We start from the raw sequence: 15,706 nt of genomic DNA, 5'->3' as shown, positions 1-15,706 counted from the left end.
ACACTCTCCCGCATGAGTACCGCACGCGGAGCACGCGCCCGAGCCAGGATCGAGGTCACCGCGGCCATCAAGGAAGAGGCACGCAGACAGCTCGCCGCGGAGGGCGCCGCCAAGCTCTCGCTCAGAGCCGTCGCCCGGGAGCTCGGCATGGTCTCCTCCGCGCTCTACCGCTACTTCCCCAGCCGTGACGACCTGCTGACCGCGCTCATCATCGACGCCTACGACTCCCTCGGCGAGAGCGCGGAGACGGCGCACGCGCAGGTCGCGGGCGCCGGGCCGCGCGAACGCTGGATCGCGGTGTGCATGGCGGCGCGCCGTTGGGCCCTGGCGCAGCCGCACGAGTACGCGCTCATCTACGGTTCGCCCGTGCCCGGCTACACCGCGCCGGACACGACCATCCCGGCCGCCTCCCGCGTGGGGCTGCTGCTGGTCGGCATCGTGCGTGACGCCTATCGGGGCAAGGGCGTGGCCCGCACCCCGCTGCCGCCCGACCTGAAGGCCGAGGCGCAGCGGATGGCCGCCGACCTCGCGCCCGACCTGCCGCCCGAGGCGGTCGCGGCGCTCGTCGCCGCCTGGGCCCAGCTCTACGGGCTGATCGGGTTCGAGCTCTTCGGGCAGTTCAACCGGCTCGTGGAGGACCGCGAGCCGTTCTTCCGGCACGCGGTGGACCAACTCGCCCACGGCGTGGGCCTGGTGTACCCCGAGCCGACCGGGTCATCGGGCAAGGGGAACGGCACGGGCGGTCCCTGACGACGACCGGGTGGTGATCCGTGGAGGGACCGGGCGGTACTCCGTGGGGAGTACGCGTGATCACCTCGCCCGGCTGACGCCACCGGCGGCCCGTGCCGTCTAGCGTGACCGTCATGGAAGAGCAGCGAACCCCCAGGTCCCCGGTGTGGGCCGGGGTACCGCCGTGGTGGCGGCACGGACCACCGGGGTGGCGCCGATGGAGCGGCGAGGACCATGGTGACGGGCGCGGCGGGCGCGGTGACCGGTGGCCGTGGCGTTCCACCCTGCTGCTGACCGTCTTCGTGGTGGGCGGCTCCCAGTTCGCGGCGCACGCCCAGGACAGCGAACGCACCCCCCTGGACCCTTTCGGGAGGGCGCTGCTGATCCTCGGCACCGGCCTGCTGCTGTGGCGGCACCGGCACCCGGTGCTCGTCGCCTTCGGCACGGCCGCGGCGGCGCTGGTCTATCTGGCCGCCGGATATCCGTACGGTCCCGTCTTCGTCACCGTGGCCGTCGGCTGCTTCGGAGCGGTCGTCGCGGGGCACCGCTGGGCCGCCTGGACGGCCGTCGGCATGCTGTGGGCCAGCCATCTGCTGGTGGGGCACTGGCTCTACCGTTGGTTGCCACCCGCGGGGGACCGGGCCGCCTCCTGGAACCAGGAACTCGGCTTCCTCACGTGGGGCGTGCTGGTCGTGGTGGTGTCGGAGCTGGCCCGGATACGCCGTGAGCAGTGGGCCCGCGACCGCGCCGAACGCGCGCGGGCCGCCGCCCGGCGCGCCGACGAGGAGCGGCTGCGGATCGCCCGTGAACTGCACGACGTCCTCGCCCACAGCATCTCCGTGATCAATGTTCAGGCGGGCGTCGGCCTCGCGCTTCTCGACTCCGACCCGGAACAGGCGCGCACGGCGCTCACCACCATCAAGGAGGCCAGCAAGGAGGCGCTCGGCGAGGTCCGCCAGGTGCTCGACACACTCCGTACGCCGGGGGAGGCGCCGCGCGCGCCGGCGCCCGGGCTCGACCGGCTCCCCGAACTCGTCGAACAGGCGGCGAGCGCGGGTCTGACGGTCGAGGTAGAGAAAACCGGCGGCGTTCCGAAGCTTCCGCCGGGTACCGACCTCGCCGCGTTCCGTATCGTCCAGGAGGCCCTCACCAATGTCGTACGGCACTCGGGGTCGCGGCACGCGCGCGTGCGGCTCGAAGCCGCGCAGGGCACGCTGCGGCTGCGGATCGACGACGACGGGCCCGCGACCGGCACCGACGCGGGCGGCAGCGGCAACGGGCTGGCCGGTATGCGGGAGCGGGCCGTCGCCCTCGGTGGCACGATCGAGGCGGGCCCGCGCGACGACGGAGGCTTCCGGGTGCTGGCCGTGCTCCCGCTGAAGGTCAAGGAGGACCGGTGAACGGTGCGGGAGAGCCGGCGGACGGCGCAGGAGAGCCGGCGGGTGGCGGGGGAGGATCGGTGGACGGCGGGAGAGGATCGATGGACGGCGCGGGAGGACCGGTGGACGGCGCGGGAGGAACGGTGATCCGCGTCCTGCTCGCCGACGACCAGTCACTGGTCAGGGCGGGCTTCAAGGCGCTGCTCGACGCACAGGCGGACCTGGAGGTGGCCGGTGAGGCGGCCGACGGCGAGGAGGCGGTGCGCAAGGTGCGCGAACTGCGCCCCGACGTCGTTCTGATGGACATCCGCATGCCGCTGCTCGACGGCCTCGCCGCGACCCGCCGTCTCACCGACGACCCGGACCTCAAGGACGTGAAGGTGGTCATGCTCACCACCTTCGAGCTCGACGAGTACGTCTTCGAGGCGATCCGCTCCGGTGCCTCCGGCTTCCTCGTCAAGGACACCGAGCCGGACGAACTCCTGCGCGCGGTACGGGCGGTGGTCGGCGGCGACGCGCTGCTGTCACCGGGCGTGACGCGTCGGCTGATCGCGGAGTTCGCGGCCCGCTCCAAGGAGCCCGCGGCCGCGGAGTCGCTCGTCCGGCTCACCGAGCGGGAGCGGGAGGTGATGGCCCTCGTCGGTATCGGACTGTCGAACGACGAGATCGCGCGGCGTCTGGTCGTCAGCCCGCTCACGGCCAAGACCCATGTCAGCCGCACGATGGTGAAGCTCGGCGCCCGTGACCGGGCCCAACTGGTCGTGCTGGCCTATGAGTCGGGGTTGGTGCGGCCGGGGTGGCTCGGGTGAGACCCGGCCGCGCGGCCGAAGCGGACGAGTACCGTGACCACGCGTACCGCGAAGAGCGCGGTCGCCAGCAGTACCCCCGAGGTGATCAGGCCCTTCTCGATGGTGAGCGGGAGATCGAAGAGCAGCGCGGGGCCGGATACGGCGCCCAGCGCCAGGCCCGCCGCGAAGGTCGCGCTGAGGAGCGCGTACCCGATCTCGATCGTCATCGCGTCCCGCTGCTCCTGCGTGCGTCTCCCCATGGTCCGAGTCTGTCACGACAGCGCGCCCGGCGGACAAGGGGTTGCCCGCCGGGCGCGTCGGGTCGAAGCATCGGGCCCAAGTGTCGTGTCTACGCGGTGAGTTGACGCGGTGAGTTGAGGCCGACGGTGAACCGGATCAGTCGCCGATCGCCACCCGCCCCTCCGAGCCCTCCCGTACGGAGTCCTCCCGCGCGGATTCGTTCCCCGTGGAGCCGTTCCCCATGGAGTCGTTCCCCGCGGACCGTGCGACCACGACGGTCGGCCTCGGGCGCCGGGTTCGCAGCCCCGGCAGGGTGATCAGCAGCCCCGCCACGGCGATCCCCGTCACCACGATCAGACCGGGCCGGTAGCTGTCGAGGACGGCCTGCGGGGAGGAACCCGCCGAGGAGTTCGCGGTCACGACGGCGGTCACCACGGCCAGGAAGAGGGCGCCGCCCACCTGGACCGAGGTGTTGAGCAGACCCGAGACCATGCCCTGCTCGTGGTCGTCGACACCGTTGGTGGCCTGGATGTTGAGCGAGGGGAAGATCAGCGCGCAGGCCGCGCCGATCAGCAGCATGGTCGGCAGGATCACGGCCGCGTACCCCGGGTCGAGGCTGATGCGCAGGAACAGCGCGTAGCCGACGACCATCAGCACGAAGCCCACCGCGATGAGCCGCGGGGTCCCGAAGCGGTCGACGACGGCACCGACCTTCGTGGAGGAGAGCGCGACCAGCGCGCCGGCGGGCAGGAAGGCGAGCGCGGTGTGCAGGGCCGACCAGCCGAGCAGCGACTGCATGTACAGCGTCACCAGGAACTGGAATCCGACGTACGAGCCGAAGAACGCCATCGCGCCGAGCTGGGCGCGGATCTGACTGCCGGAGCGGAGCACGCCGAGCCGGATCAGCGGCCCCGCCGAACGCCGCTCGACACGGACGAAGACGGTGAGCAGGACGGCCACGGCGAGGAAGGACAGGAGGGTACGGGTCGAGGCCCAGCCGACCTCGGGGGCCTGGACGACGGTGAACACCAGCAGCAGCATCGAGGCCGTGCCGAGGACGGCGCCGGGGATGTCGTAGCCGTTGTGGTCCTTCTCGCGTTCGCTGCGCGGCAGCAGCTTCAGGCCGACGAGCAGGGCGAGCAGCGCGATGGGCGCGGGCAACAGCATGGTGAGGCGCCAACTGGCCTCGGTGAGCAGGCCGGACAGTACGAGGCCCATCGAGAAGCCGGTGGCCGCGCACGTCGTGTAGATGGACAGGGCGCGATTGCGCAGAGGGCCCTCGGCGAAGGTCGTGGTGATGATCGACAGGCCCGCCGGGGCGGTGAACGCCGCGCTCAGGCCCTTGATGAAGCGGCTGGCGATCAGCAGCGGGCCCGAGTCGACGAGCCCGCCGAGCAGCGAGGCGAGCGCGAAGACGCCCAGGGCCACCAGAAAGACCTGGCGGCGGCCCAGCAGGTCGGCGGTGCGACCGCCGAGGAGGAGCAGTCCGCCGTATCCCAGGATGTAGCCGCTGACGATCCATTGCAGCGTCGAGGTGGAGAGGTCCAGTTCGGAGCCGATGGACGGCAGGGCGACGCCGACCATCGACACGTCCAGCGCGTCCAGGAACATCGCGGCGCAGAGCACCAGCAGGGTGCCCCACAGCCGCGGGGTCCAGCGTCCCTCGGTGGTGGAGGTGGTGAGCGGAGAGGTCATGCGGGAGACAGTACATGCACATGCATCGAATGCAAGCGCATTTAATTCCGATGCAACAAACTCGATTCTTTGCTACGGTGCGGCCATGGCGGCGAAGAAGGCCGAGCAGGTGCTCGTGGACCAGTGGCGTGACATCCTCGCGGTGCATGCGCGCACCCTGTGCGAGCTCGACCGCGAGCTGCACCGACACGGCCTGGGCGCAAGCGACTTCGAGGTGCTGGACGTGTTGGCGGGAGGCGCCGCGTCCGACGGTGACTGCTCCTATCGCGTCCAGGAGATCTCCGACCGCGTCCATCTGAGCCAGAGCGCCCTGTCCCGGCTGATCGCCCGCCTGGAGAAGGACGGTCTCGTGACGCGCGGCATGTGCCCGGAGGACCGGCGGGGGGTGCGCGTCTGCCTCACCCCGAAGGGACGAACGCTCCATGCCGAGGTGCTGCCGGTGCAGCGGGCGGTGCTGACGCGGATGCTGGCGGACGGGACGGCCGCCGGCGACTGACACCGCGGACCGCGGGCCGGAGGTCACCACGCGCGGACCGCAGACCGGAGGCCACCACACGCGGACCGCCATCGCACGCGGACCGACCCGGACCGACCTGGTCGGGCCCGGTGTCTCAGCCTCAGGTGATGCCGGACTTCTCCCGCCACAGCGCGGCGAGCGAGGTGTCACCGGTCACGTCGGGGAACGGCAGCCGGTTCCACAGCGCCAGATAGAGCTGTGCCGCGGGCCCCGCCAGCTCGCAGTCGACGTCTCCGCCCGCCGCCACGCCCCACTCGCTGACCGGCGGCTCGGGCGACAGCCGTACGGTCCACACCGCGTCCACGTCGGTGGCGCGCACCCGCAGCACGCGGGGCGTTCGGGAACGCACCTGGCTCCTCGAACGTCCGTGGAAGCCACGCAGCAACTCGTCGATCCCGTCCACCGCGAAGCCCCGCGTCACCGTGTCCGGCGTCGCGTCGAGCGCCGACTGCGCGTCGACCCGGTGGATGGTCGTCTCGTGCGCCTGCCGCCGTGCCCAGAAGGCGAGCGGCGAGGGTGCGGGCAGAAAGCTCCAGCAGGACAGGTCGGGCGGAGCGGCCGCGAGCGTGTCGACCAGGCGGCGGTGGCCGTCCCTGAACCAGGCCAGCAGTTCGGCGCCGTCCAACTCGGGCAGGCCGCCGTCCGGGTGGTACGCGGCGTACCCCTCGGCGACGAACGCCGTCGCCCACCGGTGCACCATGCCCGTGTGTCGCACCAGATCCCGCACCTGCCATCCCGGGCAGGTCGCCACTTTGGCGTCGGGTCCCGCCTGCTCGGCCGCCGCGGCGAGCGACCGGCCCTCCTGGTCCAGGGCCTCCACGAACTCCGGAATCTCCATGCGGCGAGTGTGCCAGGTGGTGGGCAAGGAGAAGCCCCGGCTGGACGGGGGAGACCAGCCGGGGCCGTATGTCGTGGCCGGCGGAGGGCGGTCGCCTCGCGGCGGAACGCTCCATGGGGCTTCAGCCGGACGATCGTCCCCATGGGCTGTAGGTGAGACCCGGGGACACTGTCCCCTCCGCAGCCACGTACGGATCAACGGCCGATGCCCCTGGGTTGTTCCCGCCCGGCTCCGTCGCCCGCTGTGAGGTGGAGCACGCCCGCCCGGTCCGCGGGGGCGTCCGGCAGGACCCAGGGGCGACGTGCCGTCAGCTCACGGCCGCCCGGCGCGTCCCGAACCCGATCAGCGCGGCCAGCGCCGCCAGCGCCGTCACGCTGGTGAGGGCGACGGGCAGCGAGAACCAGTCGGCCATGAACCCGATCGCGGGCGGGCCCAGGAGCATGCCGCCGTAGCCGAGCGTCGAGGCGATGGCGACACCGCTCGGGCCGGCGAGGGAGCCCGCGCGTTCGACGGCGACGGGGAAGATGTTGGCGAGTCCGAGCCCTGTGATCGCGAAGCCGAGCAGGGCCGCCCACACGGAGGGGGCGAGCGCGCCGAGCAGCATGCCGGTGGCGGCCGTGGCGCCGCCTCCCACCAACGTCCGGGTGCGACCCAGCCGTTCCAGCAGCGTCGTACCGCCGGCCCGGCCGATGGTCATGGCGAGCGCGAAGCAGGAGTAGCCGGCGGCCGCGACGCCCGGGTGGGCCCGCAGATCCTGTTCCAGGTGGAGGGCTCCCCAGTCGGCCAGGGCACCCTCGCCGTACGCGGTGCACAGGGCGATCAGGCCGAAGACGAAGACCAGCCCCCGGGTGCGTGCGTCGAGGCGACGCGGGGCGCGCTCCTCGTGTGACTGTCCGCGCTCCGGGGGCGCCGGAGGCTCATGGCTCAGCAGAGTGCGTCCGGCGAGGGCGGTCACCAGCAGGCCGATCACGGTGAGCGCGAGCAGGTGCCGGGTGGGGGACAAGGAACCCGCCACCAGCGCGCCGAGCCCCGCGCCGATCATGCCGCCCAGGCTGAACGCCGCGTGGAAGCTCGGCATGACAGGCCGCCGCAGCGCGGCCACCAGGTCGACGGCGGCACTGTTCATGGCGACGTTGATACCGCCGTACGCCGCTCCGAACACGAGCAGGACCAGCCCCAGCGCGACCGCCGAGTGCGTCAGTGGGGGCAGGGCCACGCTCAGCGCCAGCAGGATGCCGCAGACGACGGTCACCGGATGGCTGCCGAAGCGGCGGCACAGTCGGCCGGTGAGCGTCATCGTGATCACCGCTCCGGCGGAGACGCCGAGCAGGGCGAGCCCCAGGGCGCTCACCGAGGCGCCGGTCTGCTCCTTGATGGCCGGGATGCGCACGACCCAGCCCGCGAAGACGAAGCCGTCGAGGGCGAAGAAGGCGGTGATGGCGCCACGCAGGCGGGTGAGGTCGTCGGGGCCCCGCACGGCACTGTGCGACCGGGCTTTGTTTATTAGCGGCACAAAGTCAGCGTAGGTGGCGGGCCGGGGTGGGGGCAAGGAGCCTGTCGCGCCGAGCCGGACACGAGCAGGGCGGAACCGCGCGACGCCCTCGCCTGCGCCGGGGTGCAGCGCGTGGTGTCGCTCGGCCGGGCCGACGGTGCGCCACCGGGCCTCTCCCGCGACGGCTTCCACCCCCTGCGGCGCCTCATGCGCCGGGCGGACGAGGAGTGCATCGGGCTCCGATCCGCCGTCGAGACCCGAGCGCCGATGGCCTGTTCGGATCCGGGCAAGCCAATTCCCACTCTTCCGTTACGACAGACACCCTTGACAGCTTGCGTACTGATTCGCGACGTTTGAGCCTCGCGGAAGAGTTCGAGACGCGTCATGGGGGAATGGGGGGCGGTCGGCCGTGCGATCGATGAACAACGATCCTCGCGCCTTAGGGGTCCGCGCTGCGAACGGTACGTCCCTCGCGGAGCCCGCGGAAGGGCGGTTGATCTGAGGTGGAGATCACGATCCACAGACCGGAGGAGCTGAGCAGTTCGCTCCTCCTGGCCTGGCATCGGGTGATGGACGAGTCACCCGACTACGCCAACCCGTTCCTGGCCCCGGAGTTCGCGGCGGGGATCGACAGGTACCGAGGCGGGGCCCACGTGGCGGTCCTCCACGAGAGAGGGGAGCCCGTCGGCTTCTTCCCGTACGAGCGCAACTCCCTGGGCGTCGGCCGGGCCATCGGTCTCGGTCTCTCCGACTGTCAGGCCCTGGTGCACCGCCCCGGGGTCACCTGGGACACGCAGGAACTACTGAGGGCCTGCGGGCTGTCCGTCTTCGAGTTCGACCACCTCGTCGAGGAGCAGAAACCCTTCGGCAGACATGTCACCGGGACGTTCGCCTCACCGGCGATAGACCTGAAGGTCGGCGAGGGCACCTACGCCGAGTGGCTGCGCGGCGCCTACCCGGGACTGGCCAAGACGACGCTGAAGAAGGAACGCCGCCTGGGACGCGACCTGGGCGAGATGCGGTTCGTCTACGACGAGCGCGACCCGCGGGTGCTGCGCACCCTCATGCGCTGGAAGTCCGCCCAGTACCGCAGGACGGGACGGATGGACCGGTTCGCGCGGCCCTGGATCGTGGACCTGGTGGACCATCTCTTCCGGGTCCGGGAGGAGCACTTCAACGGAGTGCTGTCCGTGGTGTACGCCGGTGACCGGCCGGTGGCCGCACACTTCGGACCGACCTCGCGCACGCTGTTCGCGGCCTGGTTCACCGCGTACGACCCCGAACTCCGGTACTACTCGCCCGGGTTGATCATGCACCTCCGGATGGCCGAGGCCGCCGGGCGGGAGGGCGTGCGGCTCATGGACCTGGGCCGTGGCGACAAGGAGTGGAAGGACTGGCTCAAGACCCGGGAGCTGCGCGTGGGCGAAGGGTTCGCGACCCGTCCCCACCCGATGGCCACGGCGCACCGGCTCTGGCGCAGGCCGGTGCGGGGCCTGCGCAACACGGTCCTGGCCCATCCCAGGCTGCGGGATCCGGCCGACCGGCTGCTGAAGACGGTCGGCACGCTGCGTACTTCGGGCCGGCCGGAGTCCGGCGCGGCGGGCCCCCGCGCCCGCTGAGCGGCTTCTCCACCGACGGTCCGGGGGCCGTGCGGCATCGGTGGGGGCGCGTCCACCCGGAGGGTTTCCGGGTGGTGTCGCGTGGCTTGGAGTGGCATGGGCGACGTGGTGGGTAATCTCGCGCTCCGACCGGCGGCATCGCTGCGAGCGGACCCAGGAGAAGACCCATCACCGAACCGAAGCCCGTACAGGCGGAGCCCGCCCCGGGAGATCAGCCCCGCGAGGCCGAGCAGCTGAGGGACATGCTGCGCCAGCCCGCGTACCGGCGGACGTTGCTGTTCTGCGGCCTGATCGGGATCCCGGTGTCGTTGGTGGCGTTCTGGTTCCTCGTTCTGCTGCACGAGCTGGAACGCCTGATCTGGGTGGACTGGCCGCACCGTCTCGGGTGGTCGAATCCGCCGTGGTGGTGGCCGTTGCCGCCGGCTCTGGTGTCGGGTGCCGTCGTCGCCCTGGTCGTCCTGCGGTTTCCCGGCCGGGGCGGACACGTCCCGGCGGGGGGCCTGCAGCCCGGAGGCGCGTCGAAGGCCGCCGTTCCCGGCGTGGTCCTCGCCGCGCTGGCGAGTCTGCCGCTGGGAGCCGTGCTCGGGCCCGAGGCGCCCCTGATCGCCCTGGGCGGCGGTCTGGCGCTGATGTTCAGGGATCTCGTACGTGTTCCCGCGACCGAGGCGAACACGGAGTTGCTCGGTGCCGCGGGCGCCGCGTCGGCCATCTCCGTGATCTTCGGGAGTCCGCTGGTGGCGGCCGTGCTCCTGATGGAGGTGTCCGGAGTGGGCGGGCCGCAGTTGTTCGCGGTGATGCTCCCCGTCCTGCTGGCCGGCGGGATCGGCGCCATCGTGTTCACCGGCTTCGGACACTGGACCGGGCTGAAGACCGGAAGCCTGGAGATCGGACTGCCCGCGCCCTCCGTTCTCGACGCCGGGGACGTGGTGTGGTCGGTGCTCATGGCGGTCGTCATCGGGGCGGCCATCCACTGGATCCTCGTGGGCGGGCGGATCGCGGCGCGCCTCGTGGTCGCGCGCCCGTTGCGCAACACGGTGCTCTGCGCACTCGGCGCGGCCGTCTGCGCGGCGCTCTACGCGGTCCTCACCGGCCGTTCGCCGTCCGACGTCGCCCTGTCGGGCCAGTCCATGCTGGGGCAGCTCGCCACGGACCCGCACGCCTGGTCGGTCGGCAGCCTGGTGGCGGTCCTGGTGTTCAAGAGTGTCGCCTACGCGCTCTGCCTGGGCAGCCTGCGCGGCGGTCCGGTGTTCCCCGCGCTGTTCCTGGGCGGCGCGACGGGCGCCCTGCTCGCGCCGCTGCCGGGGCTCGGCGTCGTGCCGGGCGTGGCGGCGGGCATGGCGGCCTCGTCCGCCGCCGCGCTCCGACTGCCGGTCAGCTGTGTGGTGCTGGTCGTGCTGATGGTGGGCAACTCGGGCACGGTGCCGGTGATCGTGCTTGCCGCGGTGGTGTCCTTCGTGACCACCGAACTGCTGTCGCAGGGGCCGGGAATCCCGGTGTTCAGCGATGGAGCGCGTCGAGCGCCTCGTCCAGCGTCGTCGCGGCCATGATCAGCGAGAGATGGGTGAAGGCCTGCGGGAAGTTGCCCAGTTGCTCCCCGCTGGGACCGATCTCCTCGGCGAACAGGCCTACGTGGTTCGCGTACGTCTGCATCTTCTCGAAGGCATAGCGGGCCTGGGGGAGGCGCCCCGCGCGGGCGAGGGCGTCGACGTACAGGAAGGTGCACAGACTGAAGGTTCCTTCGGAGCCGCGCAGTCCGTCGGGCGAGGCCCCGGGGTCGTAGCGGTAGACCAGGCTGTCGGAGACGAGGACGCGGTCCATGGCGTCCAGGGTGTTGAGCCAGCCGGGGCTGCGGGGGGCCAGGAATCCGACCCGGGGGACGAGCAGCAGGGAGGCGTCCAGGACGTCGCCGCCGTAGTACTGGACGAGGGCCTGCTCCTTCTCGTTCCAGCCGCGCTCCATGACCTGTTCGAGGATCGCGTCCCGGGCCCGGGTCCAGCGCACGGTGTCGGCCGGTCTGCTGAAGTCGCGCGCCAGCTTCAGGCCGCGGTCGAACGCGGCCCAGCACATCACCCGGCTGTAGGTGAAGTCCTTGCGTCCGCCCCGGGTCTCCCAGATGCCCTCGTCGGGCCGGTCCCAGGAGTCGGCGAGCCAGTCGAGGGTGGCGGCGAGCCCCTTCCAGCCGTGGTAGCCCGTCTGTTCGCCGACCTCGCGGCCCTCGGCCAGGGCGTAGAGGGCCTCGCCGTAGATGTCGAGCTGCAGTTGGTCACAGGCGGCGTTGCCGGCCCGGACCGGGTAGGAGCCGCGGTAGCCCTCGAAGTGCTCCAGGATCTCCTCCGTCAGATGGGGGTCGCCGTCGACCCGGTACATGATCTGGAGGGGTTCGTCGTCGGGGCCCTCGCGGGCGTTCAGGCGGTCGCCCAGCCAGCGGGTGAAGCGGGTGGCCTCCTCCACGAAGCCGAGGTCGAGCAGGGCCCGCACCGAGAGGGAGCCGTCCCGCACCCAGGTGTAGCGGTAGTCCCAGTTGCGCTCGCCGCCGACCTGCTCGGGCAGTCCCATGGTGGCGGCGGCGACCGGGGCGCCCGTGGGGGCGTAGGTGAGGAGCTTGAGGGTGATCGCGGAGCGGTGCACCATGTCCGTCCAGCGGCCGTGGTAGCGCGAGGTGCGCACCCACTTCTGCCAGAAGTCGACGTTCTCCCAGAGATCTTCGGTGATCCCTTCGACGGTGGGGGGCGGTGGCGCCTCCCCGTCCGGCGCGCAGACGGTGAACACCACGGCCGCCGTCTCCCCGGCGTGGAGGGTGATGGCGCCTCGGACGTCCTGCCCGTCCCGTTCGAGCGGGATGCTGCCCTGGAGGTAGGCGGTCGTCCCGGGAGCCCGGAACGTCGCCGTCTCCTGCATCGGCCTGTCGTGCGTCAGGTCGAGGTCGTGGGCGGCCCGCGCGTAGTCGAACCGCGGCCGGCATTCGAGTGTGAAGCGCACGGTGCCGCGCACCGAGCGGACGACCCGCACCAGGCTGTGCCGGTCGGTCGCCGTCGGGCCCGGCTGGACCGGCATGTGGTCGACGATCTCGCCGACTCCGTCGGGCGACATGAAGCGGGTCACCACGATGGCGGTGTCCGGGTAGTAGAGCTGTCTCCAGGTGCCTTCGGGGTGTTCGGGCGCGAGGAGGAAGTAGCCGCCGCCGTCGTGGTCGAGCAGCGCGGCGAAGATGCTCGGTGAGTCGAAGCGCGGTGCCGCGAACCAGTCGATGACTCCCTGGGACGAGACCAGAGCGGTGGTCTGAAGGTCCCCGACGAGCCCGTGGTCGGCGATGGGCGGATAGCGATCCATGCTGCTCTCCTTGTCAGGCGTGTCAGGCGGTTTCCGCCTTGACCCGCCCGGAACGGACGGCGTCGAGGAGTGCCCGGTGGTCCTGCTCGTTCTGGTCGGCATAGCGCTCGGCGAACGTCACCAGCGCCCGGTCGAATACCTCACCCCCGCCCAGGTAGGCGGCGATGGCGATCCGGTCCCCCGACCTCGCGTGCGCGCGGGCCAGCGTGGCACCGCACAGTTCACCGAAGGCCCGCATCCCGTCCGGCACCATCGACTCGGGCTCGGCGATGCCCTTCCAGTCCCGCAACTGGCGTACATAGAAGTCCCGTCGGCCGCCGTCGATGCCGTCGGCCCGAGCCCAGCCGAGGAAGATGTCGCTGGTGGCCTGCATGAGCCGCTGACCGCAGACCACGCGCTCGCCCTGCGTCCGGCAGTCGCTCGCCCCGGTGAACGGCGCGAGTACCGACTCGTCGGCCTCCTTGGCCTGCAGGAGCAGCGGATCCTGGTCGTCGCGGCCGAGCAGCAGAACGATCCAGCAGCGGGTGCCCACGCTGCCGACCCCGACCACCTTGCGGGCCATGTCGACCAGCCGGTACTGCTCCAGCAGCAACCGCCGGTCCGACGGGAGGCTCTGACCGTACCGTTCGATCATCCGGCCGATCCGCTCCTCCAACGCGTCGCGTTCGACGTCCGGAAGCAGGTCCTGGAGCGGTGTGACCAGCGGGGGATCCGGAGCGATGCGGACCCTCCCGTCGACGACGTGGGTCAGCTTGTCGAAGGCCTGAAGGCTGTCGCGGGTGCGAGCCTTCGCCACCGACCGGGTCCAGCGCTCGCGGGCTCGCGCGCTCACCTCCTGGATGACGTGGGTCCGCACCCAGTCGTCGTCGAACCGGGCGTACCACACGGGGAGATTGCCCAGCGCGGCGAAGCGCCGCTGCCACTCGCGGTACGACCGCACCGTCGACCGCACGACGCCGGCCCGCTCCTTGGCGCTGAAGCCGTTCGCCCGGCCGGCGATGACGAAACTCGTGCACAGCCGCTTGACGTCCCACTCCCACGGGCCGGGCAGTGTCTCGTCGAAGTCGTTGATGTCGAACATCACGCGGCGCTCGGGCGAGGCCAGCAGCCGGAAGTTCAGCAGGTGCGCGTCGCCGCACACCTGCGTGGTGATCCCGCTGCGGGGAGTGTCGGCGAGGTCCCCGGCCATGATGGCGGCGGCCCCCCGATAGAAGCGGAACGGTGACTCGATCATCCTCCCGTAGCGGATAGGTACGAGCTCGGGCACCCGGGTCGCGGACTGCGCCTCGATGACGTCCACGGGGTCGGGACGCTTCCGAGCGGGAGTGAACTCGGCGTGACTGGAGCGGGGTACGGCGGCCCGGGCGGCCTTGCCGGTCTCGGCACGCTCGCGGGGGGTGCGGTGCGCGACGACGCCGTCGGCCGGGTGGTGCGAGGTCATCGCAGTCGGTCCGCGATGCGATCACCGACACGCAGGGCGTTGGCGATGGCCGTCAGGGACGGATTGACCGCTCCGATGCTCGGGAAGAAGCTCGTGTCGACGACGTACAGGTTGTCGAGGTCGTGGGCCTTGCAGTCCACGTCGAGGGCGGAGTCGGCGGGGTCGCGGCCGAAGCGGACGGTGCCCGCCTGATGCGCCGTGGCGCCGATGGGCATGCCCTTGTGCAGGTAGATGCTCCGCGACAGGAGATGGTGTTCGTACATGCCCAAGTGGCTGAGCATGCCCTGCAGTTTGTGCCGCAGGTGGTTCAGTCCGGCGATGTTGTTCTTCTCGTCGAGGGCCAGGTGGATGCCGCCGTCCCGGTCCAGCGTGACGCGGTTGTCGGGGGCGGGCAGGTCCTCTCCGCACAGCCAGAAGTCGACCGCGTGGTGGGCCAGTACCTCGAAGGGCATGTCGGGAGAGACGGCCCCGGCCCAGCGGGGCGCCTCGCCGTGGATCTGTTCGGAGTCGGACTTGCCGAGCATCTGGATGCCGCCGAGGGGATACTCCCAGTCGTCGGATCCCAGGTACCAGTCGTGCAGGGCCAGGGTCTTCTGGAACCTGGTGTCGTTCGGTTCCTTGGACACGGCCATCAGGGCGAGGTTGTTGTGCCGCATGTAGTGCCGGCCCACGACGTCCGAGCTGTTGGCCAGCCCCCGCGGATGCCGGTCGTTCGCCGAACGCAGCAGCAGGACGGCGGAGTTGACGGCGCCGCAGGCGATGACCACGATGTCCGCGCTGAACTCCACGGTCGAGCCCTCGCCGCCCCCGTTCCCGACCGTCGCGACGACCGAGGTGACGCTGCGGCCGGTCGCGTCCGTCTCCAGACGCCGCACGTCCGCGTGGGTGACCATCTCGACGTTGTCGTGTTCCAGGGCGGGGTCGACACAGATGACCTGTGCGTCGGACTTCGCGCCGACCAGGCAGGGGAAGCCGTCGACACGGTCGCAGCGGATGCAGGCGCTGGTGTGGGTGGCCCGGCCCCGGTCGTCCTGGGTGAGGTTCACCCCGATCGGGAGGTGGAAGGGGTGCAGCCCCTGCTTCTCCAGATCATGGCTGAGCTGCTCGATGCGCGGCTCGTGCTGGACCGGCGGATACGCGTACTGGGCGCTGGTGGGACCCTCGGTCGGGTCCTCGCCGTGCCGGCCGTGGACGAGGTAGAGATGCTCGGCCTGGGTGTAGTACGGCTCGAGTTCCTCGTAGCTCAGTGGCCAGGCGGGGGAGATGCCGTCGTGGTGGCGGAGTTCGCCGAAGTCCTCGGGGCGCATACGGAAGAGCGCGGCGCCGTAGAACTTGGTGTTGCCGCCCACGTAGTAATTGACCTCGGGCGGGAACCGGTTTCCGTGTTTGTCGAACCAGAATTCCGGCGCGCGGTATTTCCCTTTGACGAAGACGGCGGTGGAATCCCAGTTGTCGCGTTCACGAGGAAGATAGTCCCCGCGTTCGAGAAGGAGGATCCGCTTCCCCGTGGGCGCCAGCCGGTGGGCGATCGTGCCACCGCCCGCACCGGTGCCGACCACGATGACGGCGTAGTGCTGTGCGTCGGTCATGCAGGCCACCGTCCCCACTGCCCACCGTGGGCATCTGCCCCGAAGCCCA

Annotated in this window: 14 protein-coding genes; 7 read left to right on the top strand and 7 right to left on the bottom strand. The window is 71.3% G+C overall.

Annotation, left to right across the window (positions count from 1 at the left end):
- Nucleotides 1-12: 12 nt before the first annotated feature.
- From FNV62_RS09840 to FNV62_RS09830, 3 genes are all read left to right on the top strand, one after another.
- Nucleotides 13-750 carry a TetR/AcrR family transcriptional regulator gene (locus FNV62_RS09840; RefSeq protein WP_144315098.1) on the top strand — a complete coding sequence of 246 codons (738 nt, stop codon included), beginning with the start codon at nt 13-15 and terminating at the stop codon, nt 748-750.
- A 113-nt stretch (nt 751-863) separates the two neighbouring features.
- A complete protein-coding gene (locus FNV62_RS09835) occupies nt 864-2,129 on the top strand; it encodes a sensor histidine kinase (RefSeq protein WP_143654554.1) in 1,266 nt (421 codons plus the stop codon).
- Between the two features lie 122 nt (nt 2,130-2,251).
- Entirely contained in the window at nt 2,252-2,917 is a 666-nt protein-coding gene (locus FNV62_RS09830) for a response regulator transcription factor (RefSeq protein ID WP_054228788.1), read from the top strand.
- Here FNV62_RS09830 and FNV62_RS09825 read toward each other — a convergent pair.
- Together FNV62_RS09825 and FNV62_RS09820 are read right to left on the bottom strand one after the other, a co-directional pair.
- Nucleotides 2,878-3,156 (bottom strand): DUF6332 family protein, encoded by a 279-nt coding sequence (locus FNV62_RS09825; RefSeq protein ID WP_144315096.1) that lies wholly within the window; start codon nt 3,154-3,156, stop codon nt 2,878-2,880. The genes FNV62_RS09830 and FNV62_RS09825 overlap by 40 nt on opposite strands.
- Nucleotides 3,157-3,292: 136 nt before the next feature.
- A complete protein-coding gene (locus FNV62_RS09820; protein WP_144315094.1) occupies nt 3,293-4,831 on the bottom strand; it encodes an MFS transporter in 1,539 nt (512 codons plus the stop codon).
- An 85-nt stretch (nt 4,832-4,916) separates the two neighbouring features.
- On the opposite strand from FNV62_RS09820, the gene FNV62_RS09815 reads away from it, so the two are divergent.
- The gene (locus FNV62_RS09815; RefSeq protein WP_164404848.1) at nt 4,917-5,327 is read left to right on the top strand and encodes a MarR family winged helix-turn-helix transcriptional regulator; all 411 of its coding nucleotides are present in this window, start codon (nt 4,917-4,919) and stop codon (nt 5,325-5,327) included.
- A gap of 121 nt (nt 5,328-5,448) precedes the next feature.
- On the opposite strand, the gene FNV62_RS09810 is transcribed toward FNV62_RS09815, so the two are convergent.
- Both FNV62_RS09810 and FNV62_RS09805 read right to left on the bottom strand, forming a co-directional pair.
- Entirely contained in the window at nt 5,449-6,186 is a 738-nt protein-coding gene (locus FNV62_RS09810; RefSeq protein WP_143607395.1) for a maleylpyruvate isomerase family mycothiol-dependent enzyme, read from the bottom strand.
- A 307-nt stretch (nt 6,187-6,493) separates the two neighbouring features.
- The gene (locus tag FNV62_RS09805; RefSeq protein ID WP_144315091.1) at nt 6,494-7,663 is read right to left on the bottom strand and encodes an MFS transporter; all 1,170 of its coding nucleotides are present in this window, start codon (nt 7,661-7,663) and stop codon (nt 6,494-6,496) included.
- Between the two features lie 138 nt (nt 7,664-7,801).
- On the opposite strand from FNV62_RS09805, the gene FNV62_RS09800 reads away from it, so the two are divergent.
- The 3 genes from FNV62_RS09800 to FNV62_RS09790 all read left to right on the top strand — a co-directional run bounded on the left by FNV62_RS09800 (nt 7,802) and on the right by FNV62_RS09790 (nt 10,844).
- Nucleotides 7,802-8,035, top strand: a complete 234-nt coding sequence (locus FNV62_RS09800; RefSeq protein ID WP_144315089.1) for a hypothetical protein — start codon at nt 7,802-7,804, stop codon at nt 8,033-8,035.
- Between the two features lie 146 nt (nt 8,036-8,181).
- The gene (locus FNV62_RS09795) at nt 8,182-9,297 is read left to right on the top strand and encodes a GNAT family N-acetyltransferase (protein ID WP_054228782.1); all 1,116 of its coding nucleotides are present in this window, start codon (nt 8,182-8,184) and stop codon (nt 9,295-9,297) included.
- Nucleotides 9,298-9,539: 242 nt separating this feature from the next.
- On the top strand, nt 9,540-10,844 hold the full coding sequence (locus FNV62_RS09790; RefSeq protein ID WP_205523142.1) for a chloride channel protein: 1,305 nt from the start codon (nt 9,540-9,542) through the stop codon (nt 10,842-10,844).
- Here the strand turns inward: FNV62_RS09790 and FNV62_RS09785 are convergent.
- Genes FNV62_RS09785 through FNV62_RS09775 form a run of 3 tightly spaced genes read right to left on the bottom strand, consistent with a single transcriptional unit; the run spans nt 10,795 to nt 15,657 of the window.
- Nucleotides 10,795-12,627, bottom strand: a complete 1,833-nt coding sequence (locus FNV62_RS09785; protein ID WP_143607392.1) for a glycoside hydrolase family 15 protein — start codon at nt 12,625-12,627, stop codon at nt 10,795-10,797. The genes FNV62_RS09790 and FNV62_RS09785 overlap by 50 nt on opposite strands.
- 22 nt (nt 12,628-12,649) lie before the next feature.
- The gene (locus FNV62_RS09780) at nt 12,650-14,068 is read right to left on the bottom strand and encodes a DUF2252 domain-containing protein (protein ID WP_143607391.1); all 1,419 of its coding nucleotides are present in this window, start codon (nt 14,066-14,068) and stop codon (nt 12,650-12,652) included.
- Nucleotides 14,065-15,657: a GMC oxidoreductase gene (locus tag FNV62_RS09775; protein WP_143607390.1), complete on the bottom strand. Its 1,593-nt coding sequence runs from the start codon at nt 15,655-15,657 to the stop codon at nt 14,065-14,067. The genes FNV62_RS09780 and FNV62_RS09775 overlap by 4 nt, the downstream gene beginning before the upstream one ends.
- Nucleotides 15,658-15,706: the final 49 nt, after the last annotated feature.

It is taken from the genome of Streptomyces sp. RLB3-17 (assembly GCF_007113425.2).
GTDB classification, from domain to species: domain Bacteria; phylum Actinomycetota; class Actinomycetes; order Streptomycetales; family Streptomycetaceae; genus Streptomyces; species Streptomyces mirabilis_D.
Note: the sequence above shows the minus strand (reverse complement) of the source record. Positions and strands in the feature narration are given on the sequence as shown.

Excerpts from the sequence above, each read along its gene's own strand:
- FNV62_RS09825 (WP_144315096.1), bottom strand. The coding sequence starts at position 3,156 with ATGGGGAGACGCACGCAGGAGCAGCGGGACGCGATGACGATCGAGATC.
- FNV62_RS09775 (WP_143607390.1), bottom strand. The coding sequence starts at position 15,657 with ATGACCGACGCACAGCACTACGCCGTCATCGTGGTCGGCACCGGTGCG.
- FNV62_RS09790 (WP_205523142.1), top strand. The coding sequence starts at position 9,540 with ATGCTGCGCCAGCCCGCGTACCGGCGGACGTTGCTGTTCTGCGGCCTG.
- FNV62_RS09815 (WP_164404848.1), top strand. The coding sequence starts at position 4,917 with ATGGCGGCGAAGAAGGCCGAGCAGGTGCTCGTGGACCAGTGGCGTGAC.
- FNV62_RS09810 (WP_143607395.1), bottom strand. The coding sequence starts at position 6,186 with ATGGAGATTCCGGAGTTCGTGGAGGCCCTGGACCAGGAGGGCCGGTCG.
- FNV62_RS09835 (WP_143654554.1), top strand. The coding sequence starts at position 864 with ATGGAAGAGCAGCGAACCCCCAGGTCCCCGGTGTGGGCCGGGGTACCG.
- FNV62_RS09780 (WP_143607391.1), bottom strand. The coding sequence starts at position 14,068 with ATGACCTCGCACCACCCGGCCGACGGCGTCGTCGCGCACCGCACCCCC.
- FNV62_RS09840 (WP_144315098.1), top strand. The coding sequence starts at position 13 with ATGAGTACCGCACGCGGAGCACGCGCCCGAGCCAGGATCGAGGTCACC.
- FNV62_RS09820 (WP_144315094.1), bottom strand. The coding sequence starts at position 4,831 with ATGACCTCTCCGCTCACCACCTCCACCACCGAGGGACGCTGGACCCCG.
- FNV62_RS09785 (WP_143607392.1), bottom strand. The coding sequence starts at position 12,627 with ATGGATCGCTATCCGCCCATCGCCGACCACGGGCTCGTCGGGGACCTT.